Source organism: Klebsiella sp. 18074 (genome assembly GCF_902705905.1).
GTDB lineage: Bacteria > Pseudomonadota > Gammaproteobacteria > Enterobacterales > Enterobacteriaceae > Klebsiella > Klebsiella terrigena.
Genome location: NZ_CACSIS010000008.1, coordinates 1 through 18,498 on the forward strand (window position 1 = coordinate 1; position 18,498 = coordinate 18,498).

The following is an 18,498-nucleotide window of genomic DNA, read 5'->3' on the forward strand; positions in this document are numbered from 1 at the left end:
CGTTCTGCGAATAGCGCAGGTTGTCCTGAATGTAGGTGTTGTAGACGCCCTGCGCCAGCGCGGCCTCATCGCCGCCGCCGGTCCACACCCGCTGGCCCTTCTTGCCGGTAATAATGGCGGTGCCGGTATCCTGGCAGGTCGGCAGAATGCCCTTAGCGGCAATCTCGGAGTTACGCAGGAACTGCAGGGCGACGTATTTGTCGTTTTCGCTGGCTTCCGGGTCGCTGAGGATATCGGCCACCTGCTGCTGATGCGCCGGGCGCAGCATAAAGGCCGCGTCGTGGAAGGCGTGCTGGGCCAGCAGGGTGAGGGCTTCAGGCGCAACCTTGAGAATCTCCTCGCCCTCGAATCCGGCGACGCTGACGTGCTCTTTGCTCAGCAGATAGTATTCAGTCTCATCTTTCGCCAGCGGAAACGCTTCCTGATAAACAAACGGTTTAGTCGACATTGTTTAAGCTCCCTAAGAGTAAAACCGCCGGGAGTGACCCCGACGGTTGTGAATCAGAACATCATGGACATCCACGGATAGCCAATCAGCAGCAGGGCGGCCAGGAAGATGGCGCCGAAGATGGTGCCGAGGCGCCAGTAGTCTTTGGTCGGCAGATAGCCGCTGCCGTAGTAGATCGGGCTTGGGCCGGTACCGTACGGGGTGATGATCCCCATGATGCCCAGCGAGGTGACCATCAGCAACACGAACACCTGCATATTGATCCCCGGAATGGTGGAGGCGATGGTCAGCATCGCCGGCAGCAGCGCGGTGGTGTGGGCGGTGGTGCTGGCAAACAGGTAGTGCAGCAGGAAGAACGCCAGCAGCAGGACGACCGTCGCCACGCCCGGAGAGATGCCGCTCATCAGCGCGCCGCCCTCTTTACCCAGCCAGGCGATAAAACCGGTAGAGGAGAGGCCGTCCGCCAGCGCCACGAGGGTGGCGAACCAGACAAAGGTATTCCACGCCGCTTTATTATTGGTGATATCGCTCCATGACAGGACCCCGGTCCACAGCATCAGAACGATAACCAGCAGGGCCGCCAGCGCCGGCTCAATCCACTCGGCGGCGAAGATCCACATCGTCAGCGCGAAGCAGACGAACACCAGCAGCAGAATTTCATTACGCGACAGGCGGCCAAGCTTTTCCAGCTCGCGCGCGGCCCACAGGGGCACTTCATCATTGATCTTCACCTCTGGCGGGTAGAACCAGTAGGCCAGCAGCGGCATCACCGCAATCAGCAGCACGCCCACCGGCAGGAAGGCGATAAACCAGGTACCCCAGGAGATATTGATACCGACGATACTTTTCACCAGCGCCAGCGCCAGCAGGTTAGGTGCCAGCGCCGAAAGGAACATCGAGCTGGTAATACAGGCGGCGGTAATGGCGACCCACATTAGATAGGAGCCGATACGGCGGGCGCTAGGGTCGTTAGGCTTAGAGCCATACAGCGGCGGCAGGTTGGCGATAATTGGGTAAATGGTCCCGCCGCTGCGGGCGGTATTCGACGGCGTGAAGGGCGCCAGCAGCAGATCGGCAAAGGTGATGGCGTAGCCCAGCGTCAGGCTGCGGCGGCCAAGATATTTCACCAGAATCAGCGCCAGACGGCGCCCAAACTGGGTTTTGTCGTAGCCCGCGGCAAACATAAAGGCGCCGAAAATCAGCCACACGGTAGAGTTACCAAACCCGCTGACCGCCCACTTAAATGAGGCGCCGGCCAGCTTGAATTTGGGGTCCGCCAGCTGCGCCGGGTCGAACAGCAGCCACTGGCTGCAGAGGGCGATAACCACCACTCCGGTGATGCCGATCACCGCCCCGGGAAGGGGTTCGAAAATCAGGCCGACGATCACGCCGACGAAAATGGCAAAGTAGTGCCAGGCATAGGGCGGCAGGCCGTCAGGCACCGGGACGAAGAGCAGCATTACGGCCACGATAATGGGCAGCGCCATCATCAGCAGACGACGCTTATCAGCAGCCTGAGGACTGGCTGCGCTGGCAGGCGATATGGTTGTCTTTTTCTCTTTCATAATGAGTATCTGCAAGTAGTTGAAAATAAGTTTGAGTCGTCGGTGATTTTTACTTTCTTTAATTTCAAAACTTTCTTTAGTTATTAATCGTTGGTTTTTATTATTACCGCGACGGTTATTTAACGCATTTTTTAGGGCGCTAAATTAAATCTGTTTGTTATTTATATATTGCTCTTTGATGTCGAATTGCAATTGATTGAGATCAATAAATCCAGGGGTCTGGCGTTTTTTTTATTTTTCGCAATAACCCTGGGGGAGAGTGGTTTATTTGTATAAAATACCGCTAAATGTTAAATTTTAGTCGATTATTAGCGTCTGATTAGCAAGGTTATCTATTGTAACATGTTGATTTTAATCTCTTTAAATGAAAATAGTTGATTTTATTTTTATTAACAAAAGTGTCTTATTTGTTATCGGCATTATGCTTTGTGTAAATATTGTATTTTAAAATAATAATACGATAGGAGTAGTGATGTTATTGTGAGTATTAAATAGTTTTTTAACTAACGTAAGTGATTTGGTAACTAAAAAATTCGCTATATTATTAACATGACAACAGGAATTAAAAACACAACCAAAAATAAATTCCTTAGCGAATCCTGAATTTCAATATTTAAAATCTGGAGTGTTACTATGACCAGTAATCAACGTATTTTGCAGCCCTTTACCTTACCAAACGGAACTGAGCTAAAAAACCGCCTGTTTATGGCGCCGATGACCACCTGTAGCGGCTATTATGACGGCTCGGTCACCAGCGAGCTGGTGGAGTACTACCGTGCCCGTGCTGGCAGCATCGGGACCATTATCGTCGAGTGCTGCTTTATCGATAACTATGGCCTGGCCTTCCCTGGCGCCATTGGTATCGACAGCGATGAAAAAATTGCCGGCCTTGCCAAAATTGCCGAAGCCATCCAGGCGGAAGGGTCGAAGGCCATCCTGCAGATCTATCACGGCGGCCGCATGGTCGACCCGCAGCTTATCGGCGGCCGGCAGCCGGTCGCGCCGAGCGCGCTGGCCGCCCCGCGCGACGGCGCCGCGATGCCGCGCGCGCTGAGTACCGAGGAAGTCGAGGAGACCATCGCGAAATTCGGTGACGGCGTTCGCCGCGCGATTCAGGCCGGTTTTGACGGCGTCGAAATCCACGGCGCCAATACCTATCTTATCCAGCAGTTCTACTCCCCAAACTCTAACCAGCGTGACGACTGCTGGGGCGGCAGCCGCGACAACCGCGCCCGTTTCCCGCTGGCGGTGCTGGAGATCGCCCATAAAATGGCTGGCCAGTACGCGGACGACGCTTTTATTATCGGCTACCGCTTCTCGCCGGAAGAGCTGGAAGAGCCGGGCATCCGCTTTGACGACACCCTCTATCTGCTGGAAAAGCTGGCGGCGCGGGGCCTCGACTATCTGCACTTCTCGGTGGGCGCCTCGCTGCGTCCCTCCATCGTTGATACCCGCGATCCGACGCCGCTGATTGAAAAATACTGCGCGCAGCGCTCCGCCAGCCTCGCGCAGGTTCCGGTGATGGGCGTTGGCGGGATCGTTAACGTCGCGGACGCCGAGCAGGGGCTGGACCACGGCTACGATCTGATCGCCGTCGGGCGCGCCTGCATTGCCTACCCGGACTGGACCGACCGCGTTGCCGATGGCGAAAACCTGGAGCTGTTTATCGACAGCACCCGCCGCGAAGCGCTGCACATTCCGGAGCCGCTGTGGCGCTTCTCGCTGGTGGAAGCGATGATCCGCGATATGAGCATGGGCGACGCGAAGTTTAAGCCCGGCGTCTTTGTCGAAAGCATACAGGACGAGGCCGGGGAGCTGGTGATCCACGTCAGCCTTGAGAACGACCGCATTGCTGACGTTGAGCTGGCCTCTGCCGCGGTACAGACCGTAGAGTTCACCACTAGCTTTGAGGAGATCCGCGAGCGTATTTTGACCGCCAACACCCCGCACGTTGACGCCATCTCCGGCGCCACCAGCCAAAGCGAGGCGGTGAAAAAAGCGGTATCCAAAGCGATGCTGAAATCGAGCAAAGCGCTGGCAGTTGAGGAAGGCGGCGACGATCGGGCGGTGAAAAGCTACGACGTGGTGGTGGTCGGCAGCGGCGGCGCGGGTCTGGCGGCGGCGATTCAGGCCCACGATGAAGGCGCCCGCGTGCTGATCGTTGAAAAAATGCCGACTATCGGCGGCAACACCATTAAAGCCTCCGCCGGGATGAACGCCGCGGAGACGCGCTTCCAGCGGGTAAAAGGGATCGTCGACAGCAAAGAGCTGTTCTTTGAGGAGAGCCTGAAGGGCGGGCACAACAAAAACAACCCTGAGCTGCTGCGCCGCTTTGTCGAGAACGCCCCCGAGGCCATCGAGTGGCTGGCCCGTCGCGGGATCATGCTGAACGACATCACCACCACCGGCGGGATGAGCATTGACCGTACCCACCGTCCGCGCGACGGGTCGGCGGTCGGCGGCTATCTGATCAGCGGCCTGGTACGCAATATCAGCAAACGCGGGATTGACGTGATGCTGGATACCTCGGTCGAAGAGATCCTGATGGCCAACGACGAGGTGAGCGGCGTGCGTCTGCTTAACGACGAGCAGGAGCGCATCGAGGTGCAGACGAAGAGCATCGTGGTCGCCACCGGCGGCTTCAGCGCCAACAGCGCGATGGTGGTCAAATATCGTCCGGACCTCGCCGGCTTTGTTACCACCAACCATAAAGGGGCGACCGGCGGCGGCATCGCGCTGCTGGAGCGCATCGGCGCCGGCACCGTGGATATGGGTGAAATCCAGATCCACCCGACCGTTGAGCAGAAGACCTCATACCTGATTTCAGAGTCGATTCGCGGCGGCGGGGCGATTCTGGTGAGCCAGCGCGGTCAGCGCTTCTACAACGAAATGGCGACCCGCGATAGGGTCTCGGCGGCGATTATCGCGCTGCCGGAGCAGTACGCCTGGATCGTCTTTGACGAGCACGTGCGGGCAAAAAACAAGGCGGCCGATGAATACATCGCCAAAGAGCTCGCCACCAGCGCCAGCTCCCCGCGCGAGCTGGCGGAGAAGCTGGGGATGGATTACCATGCCTTCCTTGCCACCCTTGAGCGCTACAACGGCTTTGTTGAAACCCAGCGCGATGAGGATTTTGGCCGCACCACCGCGCTGCGGGCGCCGATTAACGAAGGGCCGTTCCACGCGATCCGCATCGCCCCGGGGGTTCACCACACCATGGGCGGGGTGACGATTAATACCGCGACTGCGGTGTTAAACACCGCTCAGCAGCCGATTCCGGGCGCCTATGCTGCCGGGGAAGTGGTCGGCGGCATCCACGGCGGCAACCGCATTGGCGGCAATGCGGTGGCGGATATCATTATCTTTGGTACCCTGGCAGGCCACCAGGCGGCAATACGCGCCAGAGGATAACACTTAGCGATTTGCCCCGGCCGCGCGCCGGGGTCATCCACAGGAGCTGCAATCATGTCTGATGACAGCCGCGTCTATAGCTACTCCGCCGTGTTAATGGGTTCCCCCATTCTGCTTAAGCTCTGGCGTCACGATGATCAACTCGCCTCACGTACCTTCCAGTTAATTAAACGCTATGAAGACCTGCTTACCGTCAACCGCGCTCACTCCCAGGTCATGGATATTAACCATGCCGCCGGTCGCCACGGGGTTGCCGTCAGCCGCCCGGTGTTTCAGCTGATCCAGTGCGCGAAAGCTGCCAGCATGGTGCGGGATAGCGCCTTCAACCTGGCGATTGGCCCGCTGGTCAAGCTCTGGCGCATCGGCTTTCAGGGGCGCAGCGTGCCGGCGGCGGCAGAGATTGCCGCCCGTCTGCCGCTGACCCGGCCGCAGGATGTGATCCTCGATGAGGCGGCGGGCAGCGTGTTTCTTGCCCAGCCGGGCATGGAGATCGATCTTGGTGCCATCGCGAAAGGCTACATTGCCGATCGGGTGCGCGATGACCTGCGGCGCCAGGGCGTCGACGCGGCGCTGATTAATCTCGGGGGGAATGTGCATACCCTCGGCGAGTGGTCCATTGGGCTGAAAAAACCCTTTGCCGCATCCGACGAGCTGGTGGGCACGATTGCGGTGAGCGGTCAGTCGGTGGTGACCTCCGGCGTCTATGAGCGCTATTTCGAGCAGGACGGCAGGTGCTGGCACCATATTCTCGACCCGCGCAGCGGCTATCCGCTGGATAACGAGCTGGAGAGCGTGACCATCATTTCTGACGACGCCCTCGACGGCGATATCTGGACCACCCTGATCTACGGCCTGGGCGTGGAGAAGGGGCGCGCGGCGCTGCGTCAACGGGAGGATATTGAAGCGATTTTTGTGACTAGAAATCGCGAAGTGATCCTCTCATCGCAGCGCCGCTTTCGCTTTCAGCTGCTGGATAGCGGCTATCGGCTCACTGACTGTACTGCTTAAGCAGGCCGTACTGCTCGGCGACCAGCCGATAGCGATAGACCGGGCGGCCGGTGGCGCCGTAGTGAATACTGGTGTAGAGGATATTAATCTGTGCCAGCCAAATCAGATATTTGCGACAGGATACGCGGGAAATATTCACTGCCACCGCCAGCTCGTCGGTGGAGAACTCGGTCGCCGGATGGGCATCGATCCACTGGCACAGCGTGCGCAGCGTTTGCGAGGTGAGCCCCTTCGGCAGCTTGCGCGCGTCGGTGGCTTCCGGCGCGTCGCCGTGCAGCAGGCGGTCAACGTCAGCCTGTTCATAATATGTCTGTCCGGTCATCAGCTTTCTTTTCTCGCGCCAGGCGGTTAACGCCTCCTCAAAACGCGGGAACTGGAAGGGTTTAATCAGATAATCGATAACGCCGTAGTGCATCGACGTTTGCACGGTTGCGGCATCGGCGGCGGAGGTGATCATAATCACGTCGATGGCGCGGCCGGAGGCGCGAATGGTCGGCAGCAGATCCAGGCCGCTATCATGCTGCATATAGACGTCGAGCAGCACCAGATCGATCTCCAGCTCGCCGTCGTTAATCATCTCCCGGGCCTTATTCAGCGTCGATGCGGTGCCGCAGCAGCGGAAACCGGAAATCCTCGCCACGTACAGGCGGTTCAGCTCGGCGACCATGGCATCGTCATCAACAATTAATACATTTATCACGCACTGTTCCTTTTACTATCCCAGGGGAGGTGAACAAAAAATTGGGTAAATACGCCGGGTTCGGACTCGACGGCAAGCGTCCCGCCGAGTTCGCGTAGCTGCTGGCTGGCAAGAAACAGGCCGACGCCGCGATTCTCGCCTTTGGTGGAGAAACCTTTATTAAAGATGGCGTCGATATTGGCCTCCGGGATCCCCGGACCGTCGTCGCTCACTTCGCCGCTTAGCCAGCCGTTTTGATAGTGTAGCAACAGGCTGACTTCGCCCTCGTGCTGGCCGCTCATGGCGTCCAGCGCGTTCTCAATCAAATTACCCAGCACGGTGACCAGTACGGTAATCTGCTTTTCGTTCGGGCAGTCGGGGACGAGGCTCTCTTCCGCGAGGCTAAGGCTAAATCCGCGCTCTTTCGCGCGCTGGATTTTACCAATCAAAAAGCCGGCGACCACCGGAGATTTGATGCGGTGCTGGATTTCGCCGATGTCCGCCTGATAATTATGGGCGGTTTGTAGCACGTACTCCTCCAGCTTGTCATAGCTTTTCATATTCAGCAGGCCGAGGATCACGTGCAGCTTATTCATAAACTCATGGGACGTGGTGCGCAGCGCATCCACATAGTTGACCATGCCGTCGAGGCGCTGCAGCAGCTGGCTGACCTCGGTTTTGTCACGGAAGGTGCTGATGGCGCCGACGGTGGCATTCTGGCTGCGCACCGGCACGGTGTTGCTGATGAGCAGCAGGCCGTTGCAGCCGAGCTCGCGGTCGTAAATGGGCCTTCCGGTGCGCAGAACCTCCTGGAGATCGGCGAGCAGCGGCGTATGGGCGAGGGTTTTATCGGGGCCGCTGAACACCATTTCGCGCGCGGCGGGGTTGATCAGGGTCACCCGTCCTTCGGTATCGACTGCCACCACGCCCTCTTTTAACGAATGCAGCATCGCCTGGCGCTGCTGGAACTGGGTGGAGATCTCCTGCGGCTCGAGGCCGAGCAGCACGCGCTTGAGGCCGCGAACCAGGCTCCAGGTTCCGATACCGCAGACCACGGCGCTGAACAGCACGGTAAAGAGGACGTCCCAGCGGCTGTTGGCGATCTGGGTATCGACCTTGCTGAGCGAAATCCCGATCGCCACGACGCCAATTTGCCGGTGGTTCGCGTCAAAGACCGGCGTAAAGGCGCGCAGGGCCGGAGCCAGCACGCCGTGGTTGACGGCAACGTTCTCCTTTCCCTGCAGGGTGGGATTAATGTCATCGCCGATAAACCGCTTGCCGATGATCTGGCCGTTGGGGTGCGAGTAGCGAATACCCTGCATATCGGTGACCACCGCAAACAGCAGATCGTTGCGCCGAACGATCGCCTGCGCCAGCGGCTGAATAATATTGCTGTCCGCTGGCAGAGTCAGGCCGCGCTTCACTTCCGGCATATCGGCCAGCGTTCGCGCCACCGCCAGGGCTGTGTCCTTCAGCCCGTCGCGGGTGGTATCACTGATTTGGATAAACCACAGCGCGTACACCAGCAGCAGCACCGATCCCAGCACGCTGCCAATCATCAGCGTCACGGCGGTACTCAGCTTCATGCTCTTACGGCGTCTGCGTGCGGGCGGTTCCTGCTCCGCTAACTCGTTCATAACAACCCCAGGGTAAACAGCGAAGGCCTATTATCGCTGAAGGTGTGAATTTCTTAAAGGCATGTAAAAAAGCAAGAAACCCGCCGCCGGGAGCCGGGAAGCGTGACCCCACTCGCAGGAGGCGAGGTTAAATATCCCTATAGTAAATGCGGAGTTATTTAAATGGAGGTTTTTATGAGCAGTAAGCCAACCGCTTCAATGACGGAACGACGCCACCCGGATACCCGCCGCATCGATAGTCTCACCACCTATGACATGCTCACGCTGCTGCACGCCGACGGCCGGCAGATTGCCAACGCCATCGACGCCTGCCTGGCAGACATGACCCGCCTGGTCGATAACGCCGCCGCGACCCTGAGCCGCGGAGGGCGGCTGGTGATTGTCGGCGCCGGCGCATCCGGCCGCGCGGCCCTGCAGGCGGTCAGCGAGTTTGCGCCTGAGGAGAAACACCCCCTGGTAGGGCTCATTGCCGGCGGGCCAACGGCGGTGCTGCAGGAGATGGAAACGGCCGCTAACGACTACGATCTTGGCGCCCTTGAGCTGCAGGCGCTGCGGTTCAGCGATAACGATATGCTGCTGGCGCTGACGGTCAGCGGCAAAACGCCGTGGGTGTGGGGCGCGATGCGCCACGCCTGGTCGCTCGGTGCGCCGGTTGCGGTGCTGACCCAGCAGGCGGATAGCGAAGCGGCGCAGCTGGCGGATATTATCGTGGCGCCGCAAACCGGCCCGGAAGCGGTGGCGGGGTTTGGTAACCCGAAAGCGCAGCTGGCGCAGCGGCAGCTGCTCAACATGCTCACCACCGGGCTGGCCATTCGCGGTGGCAGGGTCTTCAGCAACCTGCGGGTCGATCTGCAGGCCACCAGCCCGCGCTGGGCTGAACGGCAAATTGCCATCGTTATGGAGGCCACCGGCTGTTCGCGCAGCGAGGCGAAAGCCGCGCTTGCCGCCTGCAACCAGCACTGTCGGACGGCGATTCTGATGCTGCTCGCCGGGCTTGATGCGTGGCAGGCGCGGGAGCTGCTGATGGAAAATAACGATCATCTGCGCATTGCGTTACGGGATAAAACGCATCAGCTGGCAGAGTCGCAGCGTTAATTATCAGCGGCGCGCTATAATTCCGTGCGCCGCTATTTTTGCCTTATGTAACTAAATAAACCGGCGCTTGCGCCGCCAGTCCTTTAATTATCGCCCTACGTTGCCCCGATTTAATTTCATTAATCATTTTCTGGTTTTTTAAGTTAAAAAAGTGAAATCAAATAATTGATTAACTGTGCGGAAAATGTAAATGATATTTTAAAATATAATGAAAGTGCGTTAACATGTTTACACTTATTTCATTATGCTATGCGATAATTCTATTATGCCTGCAATAAAAAACTCGATCTTATCCCTGACCGCGCTGGCGATGTTCGTCAGTACGGCAACCTACGCAAATACCGACGCCGCAAAGAAAACTGATTTTCTGCTGATTGGCGGCGGGATCATGAGCGCCTCGCTCGGGACCTGGCTGCAGGAACTCCAGCCTGACTGGAAGCAGGTGATGGTAGAGAAGCTTGACGGCGTGGCGCTGGAGTCCTCGAACGGCTGGAACAATGCCGGTACCGGCCACTCGGCAAACATGGAGCTGAACTACACGCCAGAGCGTGCGGACGGCTCTATCGACGTCAGCAAGGCGCTGGATATCAACGAGCAGTTTATGATCTCCCGCCAGTTCTGGACGGCGCAGGTCAAGCGCGGCATTTTGCGCGACCCGCACTCCTTTATTAATTCCACCCCGCACATGAGCTTCGTCTGGGGCGATAACGTGGATTATCTGCAAAAGCGCTATACCGCGCTGCAGCAAACCGCCTTATTCCAGGGGATGAAATTCTCCACCGACCATGCGCAAATTAAACAGTGGGCGCCGCTGGTAATGGAAGGGCGCGATCCGCAGCAAAAGGTAGCGGCTACCTGGACCCCGGTCGGGACCGACGTTAACTACGGCGAAATAACCCGTCAGCTGATCGGCAGCCTGAAGAAAAATAATAACTTCTCGCTGCAAACCTCCTCTGAGGTTACCGCCTTTAAGCGTAATGCCGATAATTCATGGCACGTGACGATTAAGAACGTTAATAGCGGCGACGAGCAGGCGATTGACGCAAAATATGTCTTTATCGGTGCCGGCGGCGGCGCGCTGAAATTACTGCAAAAGACCGGCATTCCGGAAGCTGATAACTACGCGGGCTTCCCGGTGGGCGGCTCCTTCCTGATGACCGAAAACCCGGCGGTGACCAAAGAGCATCTGCAAAAAGTTTACGGTCAGGCCTCGGTCGGCGCGCCACCGATGTCGGTTCCGCACCTTGACGCCCGTTTCATTGACGGCAAGCGCGTGGTGCTGTTCGGGCCTTTCGCCACCTTCTCGACTAAGTTCCTCAAAAATGGTTCGATCTTCGACCTGCTGAGCACTACCACCACCGATAACGTTCTGCCGATGACCCACGTCGGTCTCGACAACTTCGATCTGGTCAAATACCTGGTGAGCCAGGTGATGCTCAGCGACGACGACCGCTTTGCGGCGCTGAAAGAGTACTATCCGGCAGCGCGTAAAGAGGACTGGAAGCTGATTCAGGCAGGCCAGCGCGTGCAGATCATTAAAAGAGACGCCGAGAAGGGCGGAGTGCTGAAGCTGGGGACCGAAGTGGTGGTCGACGAGCAGAAAACCATCTCCGCGCTGCTTGGGGCTTCTCCGGGCGCCTCTACCGCCGCGCCGATTACCCTGAACGTGCTCAAGCAGATGTTCCCGCAGCAGTTCAGCTCCGCGGAGTGGCAGGGCCGCATCCACGCGATCGTGCCGAGCTATGGCCAGAAGCTGAACGACAGCCCGGCGCTGACCCAGCAGGTGTGGGACGATACCGCCGCAACGCTGCAGCTGACCAGGCCGCCGGTGATTGATATGACCCACACGCAGGCCGCCGCCGCGCCGTCCGCCGAGCTTAAGCCTGCGGAATCTCCGCAGCACGATATGGCGCTGTAGCCGCCGTATTAACTCCGCCCGCGCGCGGCATGCCGGTCAGCTCAGCAGCTGGCCGGCATTTTTTTTGCCTTATCCGCCCCTGCGCCCGGAGGCAATCCACGCCAGCACCACCTCACGCCCCGTTCGGCAATTCCTTACTCTGCGTTAAAGCATTTACCGGCGTTACGGTTATACTGGCTTGAATTCACTCAAGAAATAGCGAGACGCGGCGGAGATACGGAGAGCAGCGCAATGAAAGACGACATTAGCCAGGATATTACCTTCCGTAAGCTGGTGGTATTTATGATGTTTATGGCCAAAGGCAATATCGCCAGAACCGCCTAAGTGATGCAGCTCAGCGGCGTCAGCGTCCACCGGGCCCTGCATACCCTCGAAGAAGGAGTGGGCTGCCCGCTGTTTGTGCATAAGGGACGCTCCCTGCTACCGCTGCCGGCGGCCAGCAGGGCGCGGGTCGCGTCGCTGCGGCGAATGCCGATATCTTCCGGGTAAACCACCTTGCCGCTCTGGCGCAGCGCGGCAACGCCAAGGCCGATGTCGGTGATCCCGGCGACCGCCGCCACCATCGCCCGGCGCTCTTCCAGGCTTTCGGCGCGGTAGAGGTAGGCAATGCCTTCTTCGGTGAGCACGTGGGTGAGGTCATCGCCGTAGATCATCACCGGCGCCAGCGGCATGCCGGAGGCTTTTGCCACCTCGATAGCATCGAGTTTTTCGACGAAGGTGGGCTTCACGCCGGCCTGGAAGGTTTCGACCGTCTGCACCACCAGCTTTTTACCGCGCTGCATCGGGTCGGGCTCGGTTATCATATTCAGCCAGGCCGGGGTTGCGTGGCGGTGGCCGTGCGGGTCGTGGCCCATGTTCGGCGCGCCGCCGAAACCTGACAGCCGGCCGCGGGTCACCGTTGACGAGTTGGCGAGGCCGTCAACCTGCAGGGTTGAGCCGATAAACATATCGACCGCATATTGCCCCGCCAGCTGGCAGAAGGCGCAGTTCGAGCGCATGGAGCCGTCGGCGCCGGTGAAGAACACGTCCGGACGAGCGCGAATGTACTCCTCCATCCCCAGCTCGCCGCCGAAGCAGTGCACGCTTTCCACCCAGCCGCTTTCGATGGCGGGGATCAGCGTCGGGTGCGGGTTGAGCGTCCAGTGTTTACAAATTTTTCCCTTCAGGCCGAGCCGTTCGCCGTAGGTCGGCAGCAGCAGCTCGATAGCGGCAGTGTTAAAGCCGATACCGTGGTTAAGAGACTGCACCTGATGCTCGGCGTAGATGCCCTTAATGGCCATCATCGCCATCAGGATATGCTCCTGCTTGATGAGGCGCGGGTCGCGGGTAAACAGCGGTTCAATAAAGAACGGCCTGTCGGCGACCACCACGGAGTCGATCCACGAACCCGGAATATCGACACGCGGCAGGTTGCACTCGTCGTCGACCAGTTCGTTCACCTGGGCAATCACGATGCCGTCGTGGAAGGCCGCCGCCTCAACCAGCGCCGGGGTATCTTCGGTGCTCGGCCCGGTATAGAGGTTGCCTTTGCGATCCGCTTTATAGCCGGCAATCAGCGCGACGTTCGGCGAAAGATCGACGTACAGGCGGGAGTAGAGCTCGATATAGGTGTGAATGGCGCCGATCTCCAGCAGACCGTATCCTCCAGCAGCTGCGAGATGCGCAGACTCTGGGTGCCTGAGAAGGAGAAGTCGAGCTTGCGGGCGATGCCTTTTTCAAAAAGGTCCAGATGCTCGCTGCGCCCGACGCTCGGCATGATCATATGCAGGTCGTGGACTTTTTGCGGGTTCACCTCCGCCAGCATGCGGGAGAGGAAGTCGGCCTGCTTCTGGTTATTGCCTTCCAGCACCACGCGATCGCCGGGGGCGAGCAGATGCTCCAGCGCGTCGACCAGCTGTTCGCTGGGGATAACCTTACCGGAGACGTTGGCAGCGGCCAGTCGCCGCTGCTTTTCCGTACGGCGGCGGTTCCAGACCCGTCCCGTCGTTTGTTCGGCATTCATTATTAACCTCCTGATTTGACAAATCGTTTGACTGTCATGGTGTGGAAGTTAGTGTGCGACGCGAGGCGCAGGGCATCAATTAAGCCCGCGGGCAGATTGTTAGCTTAAGAGTAATGAATGACGGACGCAGGATGTGACGAGGATCAATAATGCTAAAGGAGTAGTGGTCTACGGGCCGGCTGGCCCGTAGTGGGAGCGGGGGGTTAATCCTTGCTGAGGTCGCTCAGCAGGAAGGCGATGCTCTGTCCGCTCTCGCTCTGTTCAAGGGCAATTTTGACAATGATGGTCAGCGGCACCGACAGCAGCATCCCCACCGGCCCCAGCAGCCAGCCCCAAAAAATCAGCGACAGGAACACCACCAGCGTTGAGAGCCCGAGCCCGCGCCCCATAATCCGCGGCTCGAGAATATTGCCGAACAGCAGGTTGATCACCAGATAGCCCGCGAGCAGAATCAGCGCGTCATACAGGCCGCCGAACACCAGCACCTGCAAAATAGGCGGAATGGCCGCCAGCACCGAGCCGATATTGGGAATATAGTTGAGCGCGAAAGCCAGCAGTCCCCACATAAAGGCAAAGCGCACCTCCAGCAGTACCAGCATGCCCCAGACGACCAGCCCGGTCACCAGGCTAATGGCGGTTTTTAGCACCAGATAGTGCGAGACGCTGTCGAGCGCGCGCTGGATTGCGCCCATGCCTTCAACCGGGCGGGTCATCAGCTGCTGCAGCTTGGCCGGCAGCTGCGGCACCTCCAGCAGCATAAACACCACGGTCAGCAGCAGCAGGAAGATCGACGACATGGCGTTAGAGAGCTGGGTGAGCAGGCCGGTGACCATCGTCATCACCGCGTTGGGGTCAATATATTTGTTCAGCTCGACGACGGAGACGGTAAAGCCGAATCTTTGCAGCCACGGGGTGACGGTCTGCACCGGTTCTGATAGCGAGGTACGATACTGCGGCAGGGTGCGCGCCAGCTCGTTCAGGGAGGTGCCCAGCGAGGCCAGCAGGACCACCGCCAGCATCACGATCGCGCTGATTAAGAGTGAGATCGCCAGCACCCGCGGGACCCGGCAGCGCACCATCAGCTGCACCAGAGGGTTAAGGACCACCGCGAGAAACAGCGCCAGAACGAAGGGGACGATAATATCCGCGGCGAAGCGGATGCCGGTAAGGATGATGACCAGCATGCCCAGCATGATGACAATCTTTAATCCGTTAAGAGTGATGATGGGTTTGGCCATACGAATCCCTGAAAATAGAGCCTGTTTTCCTCACATTGTAGACGCAGATGCGGATAAAAAATCACGACTTTGTTGCGTGTACAGCGTGGAGTATTTGTTCGCTACACCTCTGCCGCCGGCGATAAAATCATCAGGCGACAGAATTAAAATAACGGCGCGCCATCATAATGGCGATCGGCATCAGAAAAAGCTAATCTAAATCAAATAGCCGAGGTAAAGAAATGCAAAGGCTTTGAGTATAATGTAGCATTATGCTACAAATTAGCTGTGTATAACTACCGAGGACAATTTTCATCCGCAATGACGAGAAGCAATACCGCGGATAATTGTAATTTTATGGACAATCAGTTCAGTATCTATATTTGTTATCTCCCTTCGCTTTCCCGCACAAACTCACGCTTTGCTGGCGAACAGCACTGGCGTTCGGCGCTTTAGATCCCTCTCTCTGCCTGAGCTGGCGCAGCGTTGCGCACGGCTAAATCTACGTCAGAATTTTTCGGTTTACCTTTGCTGTAGGCCGTAATGGATTATATTCTCAAGCAGGAGAAGGGATCATGTTTTATTGGATTTTATTAGCACTTGCTATCGTTGCAGAAATTACCGGGACCCTTTCGATGAAATGGGCGAGCGTCAGTGGCGACCACACCGGTTTTATTTTGATGCTGGCAATGATTGCGCTTTCATATATTTTTCTGGCCTTCGCGGTTAAAAAAATTGCCCTCGGGGTGGCCTACGCGCTGTGGGAGGGTATCGGTATTTTGCTGATCACGCTGTTCAGCGTCCTGCTGTTTGACGAGACGCTCTCGGTGGTCAAAATGGCGGGTCTGGCGACGCTGGTGGTCGGGATTGTTCTCATCAAGTCCGGCACCAAAAAGGCGGTGAAGCAGCCAGAAGAGAGGACCCATGCAACAGTTTGAGTGGATCCATGCGGCCTGGCTGGCGCTGGCCATCGTGCTGGAGATTGCCGCTAACGTCTTCCTGAAGTTTTCTGATGGCTTTCGCCGCAAGATCTACGGCGTGATGTCACTGCTCGCCGTGCTGGGCGCGTTCAGCGCGCTATCGCAGGCGGTGAAAGGGATTGAGCTGTCGGTTGCCTATGCGCTCTGGGGCGGCTTCGGTATCGCGGCGACCATCACCGCCGGCTGGGTCCTGTTCGGCCAGCGTTTGAACAGTAAAGGCTGGGTCGGCGTGATGCTGTTGATTATCGGGATGGTGTTAATAAAACTGGCCTGATTGAACGCCGCCTGCCTACGTAGGCGGCAAAATCTGTTCTCTGTATTACTCTTTAAAAAAGAGTATATTCGGTGCGTTTTTCCCCAGCCGCGATGAGGATAGATAATGGTTAACTTGCCTGGTTGGCGTCATCTTCCTTCGGCCAAAACGCTTGCGGTCATTATTCTCCTCGCCGGAATAGGCCTGATCGCTTCCGTTATTTCTCTGCTTTATCTGTCGCAGCACCTGATTGGCATCAAGGCGAACGAGATCGACCGCCACCGCTCGGTGCTTTCGGTTAACGGCGCGGTGCAGACCTCCGTGAACCGCGTGATGTCGCTGGTGCTGGATAACTCCATCTGGGACGACGCCGTTAAACAGACCTATGCCCCAACGCTCGATACCAAATGGCTGTTTGATTCCTGGGGTTCGGGCTTCAAAATAAATAACCTCTACGACGGTACCTTTGTCCTCGATCAGCACTACCGGGTGCTGTGGGGATCGTTTCGCAGTCAGTCCTTTAATGAGTCGGATATCGGCTTTTTCGGCAGCGGCCTGCAGTCGATGATCGCCGAGCACGGCGTGGCGCTGCGCAACGGAACCAGCGCCTGGGCCGGGATAACTCGAACCCGGGAGGGCATTGCCTTTATCGCTATTGGCCTGATACGCCCGACCATGGGCCGCCTGCAGGTGTATGACGATACGCGGCGCTATTTGGTTATTACCCGACACATCAACCCCGATATGCTGCAAAAGCTCGGGGATACTTTTCAAATTCGTCATCTGCACACCACCAAAACCAGCGGCGACTATAGCGTGGCGCTGCGCACCAACGGCGGGGAGATTATTAGCTACCTCAGCTGGCAGCCGCGGCTGCCGGGGGCGGAGGCGGCTCAGGCGGCATCCGGCAGCATTCGCCTGATCGCGCTGGTGGCCGCCAGCCTGATCCTGCTGTTTATCCTCTTTAGCTGCCTGGGGCTGTATAAGCTGGCGCGCGGGGAAAAGCTGGCGCGTAAAATTGCCATGACCGACTGGCTGAGCCGGCTGCCCAACCGGCGGGCGCTGATTGAGCGGCTCAACGTGGTGTGTGAACGATCGCAGCACGAGATGCAGAGCGTGGTGTTTATCGACCTTGATGGCTTTAAAGATGTTAACGATAACTACGGGCACGACGTTGGCGATGCGCTGATTACCCACGTCGCCCGCGAGCTGCAGGAGAGGGTGCCCGCCGGGGGGATGCTGGCACGCATGGGCGGGGATGAGTTTGCCATGACCGTCGGCGGCGAGCAGGCGATAAACCAGGCGTCGGCATTCGCCTGGGCGGTGCTGGAAATGCTGAAATCGCCGATTGACCTGAGCGATCGCAAAATCTATATCAGCGCCAGCCTCGGGATCGCCAGCGGAGCGCCGGCCTTGTGCTCCAGCACCGAGCTTTTCCGCCGCGCCGATATCGCCATGTATCATTCGAAGAAGACCGGAAAGGGGCGCACAACCTGGTACGACGAGGCGCTGAGCGACGCCAGGCAGTATCAGCTGAATCTGGAAAACGGCATCCGTCAGGGGCTCGAAAACGACGAGTTTGACGTTTGGTATCAGCCGATAGTCAACGCCGGAACTCTGACCATCGAAGGCGTGGAGGCGCTGATACGCTGGCCGCGTCGGCCCCAGGGCGCGCTGCCCCCGGACGCCTTTATTAGCATCGCCGAGAGCAGCGGCCTGATTTACGCGCTCGGCCAGTTTGTGCTCCATCGCGCCTGTTGCGACCTGCAGCCGATGGGGGATCTGATGCTGTCGGTAAATATCTCGCCGGCGCAGTTTCGCGACCCGGAGTTTGAGTCGCGGGTGGTGCAGGTCCTCGCCCGCTGCCATTTCCCGGCCCGTCGCCTGCAGGTTGAAGTCACCGAGAGCTACGTGATGGAGAACCCCGAACGCGCCCGCGCAGCCATTGAAAACATGAAGGCGCTGGGGGCGGCCGTTGCGCTGGATGATTTCGGCATCGGCTACTCCAGTATTGGCTATCTGCGCAGCTTCAGTTTTGACACGCTGAAGATTGATAAATCGCTGGCCGGGCTGGTCGACACCGATCCGCAGGCGGCGGAGCTGGTACGCGGTACCGTGCGCATCGCCGGCGCGCTGGGCATGACGGTGGTGGCGGAGGGAGTGGAAAATCAGCAGCAGCTGGCGCTGCTGCGTCGTGCGGGATGCGACAAGCTGCAGGGCTACTATTTTAGCGAGCCCATGCCGATTGCCTCTTTGCTTCAGCTGCGCCAGCAGCAGGGGTAGCG

Annotated in this window: 12 protein-coding genes and 2 pseudogenes; 8 read left to right on the plus strand and 6 right to left on the minus strand. The window is 58.3% G+C overall.

Annotated elements, in window-relative coordinates; all coding sequences use genetic code 11:
• Together GVK32_RS09655 and GVK32_RS09660 are read right to left on the minus strand one after the other, a co-directional pair.
• A partial coding sequence (locus GVK32_RS09655; protein ID WP_200842856.1) for a fumarate hydratase occupies positions 1-448 on the minus strand: 448 nt, incomplete at its 3' end.
• A gap of 53 nt (positions 449-501) precedes the next feature.
• Positions 502-2,013, minus strand: coding sequence for an anion permease (locus GVK32_RS09660; protein ID WP_159873865.1), 1,512 nt, complete (start codon positions 2,011-2,013; stop codon positions 502-504).
• Positions 2,014-2,646: 633 nt separating this feature from the next.
• On the opposite strand from GVK32_RS09660, the gene GVK32_RS09665 reads away from it, so the two are divergent.
• Positions 2,647-5,424 (plus strand): flavocytochrome c, encoded by a 2,778-nt coding sequence (locus GVK32_RS09665; RefSeq protein ID WP_159873867.1) that lies wholly within the window; start codon positions 2,647-2,649, stop codon positions 5,422-5,424.
• Positions 5,425-5,478: 54 nt separating this feature from the next.
• Positions 5,479-6,432, plus strand: coding sequence for an FAD:protein FMN transferase (locus GVK32_RS09670; protein WP_159873869.1), 954 nt, complete (start codon positions 5,479-5,481; stop codon positions 6,430-6,432).
• On the opposite strand, the gene dcuR is transcribed toward GVK32_RS09670, so the two are convergent.
• Both dcuR and GVK32_RS09680 read right to left on the minus strand, forming a co-directional pair.
• Positions 6,413-7,132: a two-component system response regulator DcuR gene (gene dcuR, locus GVK32_RS09675; protein ID WP_041145775.1), complete on the minus strand. Its 720-nt coding sequence runs from the start codon at positions 7,130-7,132 to the stop codon at positions 6,413-6,415. The genes GVK32_RS09670 and dcuR overlap by 20 nt on opposite strands.
• Entirely contained in the window at positions 7,129-8,748 is a 1,620-nt protein-coding gene (locus GVK32_RS09680) for a sensor histidine kinase (RefSeq protein WP_159873871.1), read from the minus strand. Before GVK32_RS09680 ends, dcuR begins: the two co-directional genes overlap by 4 nt.
• A 174-nt stretch (positions 8,749-8,922) precedes the next feature.
• Here GVK32_RS09680 and GVK32_RS09685 point away from each other — a divergent pair, with 174 nt between their 5' ends.
• From GVK32_RS09685 to GVK32_RS09695, 3 genes and pseudogenes are all read left to right on the plus strand, one after another.
• Positions 8,923-9,843, plus strand: a complete 921-nt coding sequence (locus tag GVK32_RS09685; protein ID WP_159873873.1) for an N-acetylmuramic acid 6-phosphate etherase — start codon at positions 8,923-8,925, stop codon at positions 9,841-9,843.
• Positions 9,844-10,108: 265 nt separating this feature from the next.
• On the plus strand, positions 10,109-11,761 hold the full coding sequence (gene mqo, locus GVK32_RS09690) for a malate dehydrogenase (quinone) (protein ID WP_159873875.1): 1,653 nt from the start codon (positions 10,109-10,111) through the stop codon (positions 11,759-11,761).
• 231 nt (positions 11,762-11,992) lie between these two features.
• A pseudogene (locus tag GVK32_RS09695) lies at positions 11,993-12,199 on the plus strand (LysR family transcriptional regulator); the annotation flags it as partial.
• Here GVK32_RS09695 and mdcA read toward each other — a convergent pair.
• A pseudogene (gene mdcA, locus GVK32_RS09700) lies at positions 12,187-13,763 on the minus strand (malonate decarboxylase subunit alpha); the annotation flags it as partial. The pseudogenes GVK32_RS09695 and mdcA overlap by 13 nt on opposite strands.
• A gap of 203 nt (positions 13,764-13,966) precedes the next feature.
• Positions 13,967-15,001, minus strand: coding sequence for an AI-2E family transporter (locus GVK32_RS09705; protein ID WP_159873877.1), 1,035 nt, complete (start codon positions 14,999-15,001; stop codon positions 13,967-13,969).
• A gap of 554 nt (positions 15,002-15,555) precedes the next feature.
• Here GVK32_RS09705 and mdtJ point away from each other — a divergent pair.
• The 3 genes from mdtJ to GVK32_RS09720 all read left to right on the plus strand — a co-directional run bounded on the left by mdtJ (position 15,556) and on the right by GVK32_RS09720 (position 18,496).
• Complete coding sequence (gene mdtJ, locus GVK32_RS09710; protein ID WP_123708103.1) at positions 15,556-15,918, plus strand: multidrug/spermidine efflux SMR transporter subunit MdtJ; 363 nt, start codon at positions 15,556-15,558, stop codon at positions 15,916-15,918.
• Positions 15,905-16,234, plus strand: a complete 330-nt coding sequence (gene mdtI / locus GVK32_RS09715) for a multidrug/spermidine efflux SMR transporter subunit MdtI (protein WP_041145763.1) — start codon at positions 15,905-15,907, stop codon at positions 16,232-16,234. Before mdtJ ends, mdtI begins: the two co-directional genes overlap by 14 nt.
• 105 nt (positions 16,235-16,339) lie before the next feature.
• Positions 16,340-18,496: a bifunctional diguanylate cyclase/phosphodiesterase gene (locus tag GVK32_RS09720; RefSeq protein WP_159873879.1), complete on the plus strand. Its 2,157-nt coding sequence runs from the start codon at positions 16,340-16,342 to the stop codon at positions 18,494-18,496.
• Positions 18,497-18,498 lie beyond the last annotated feature (2 nt).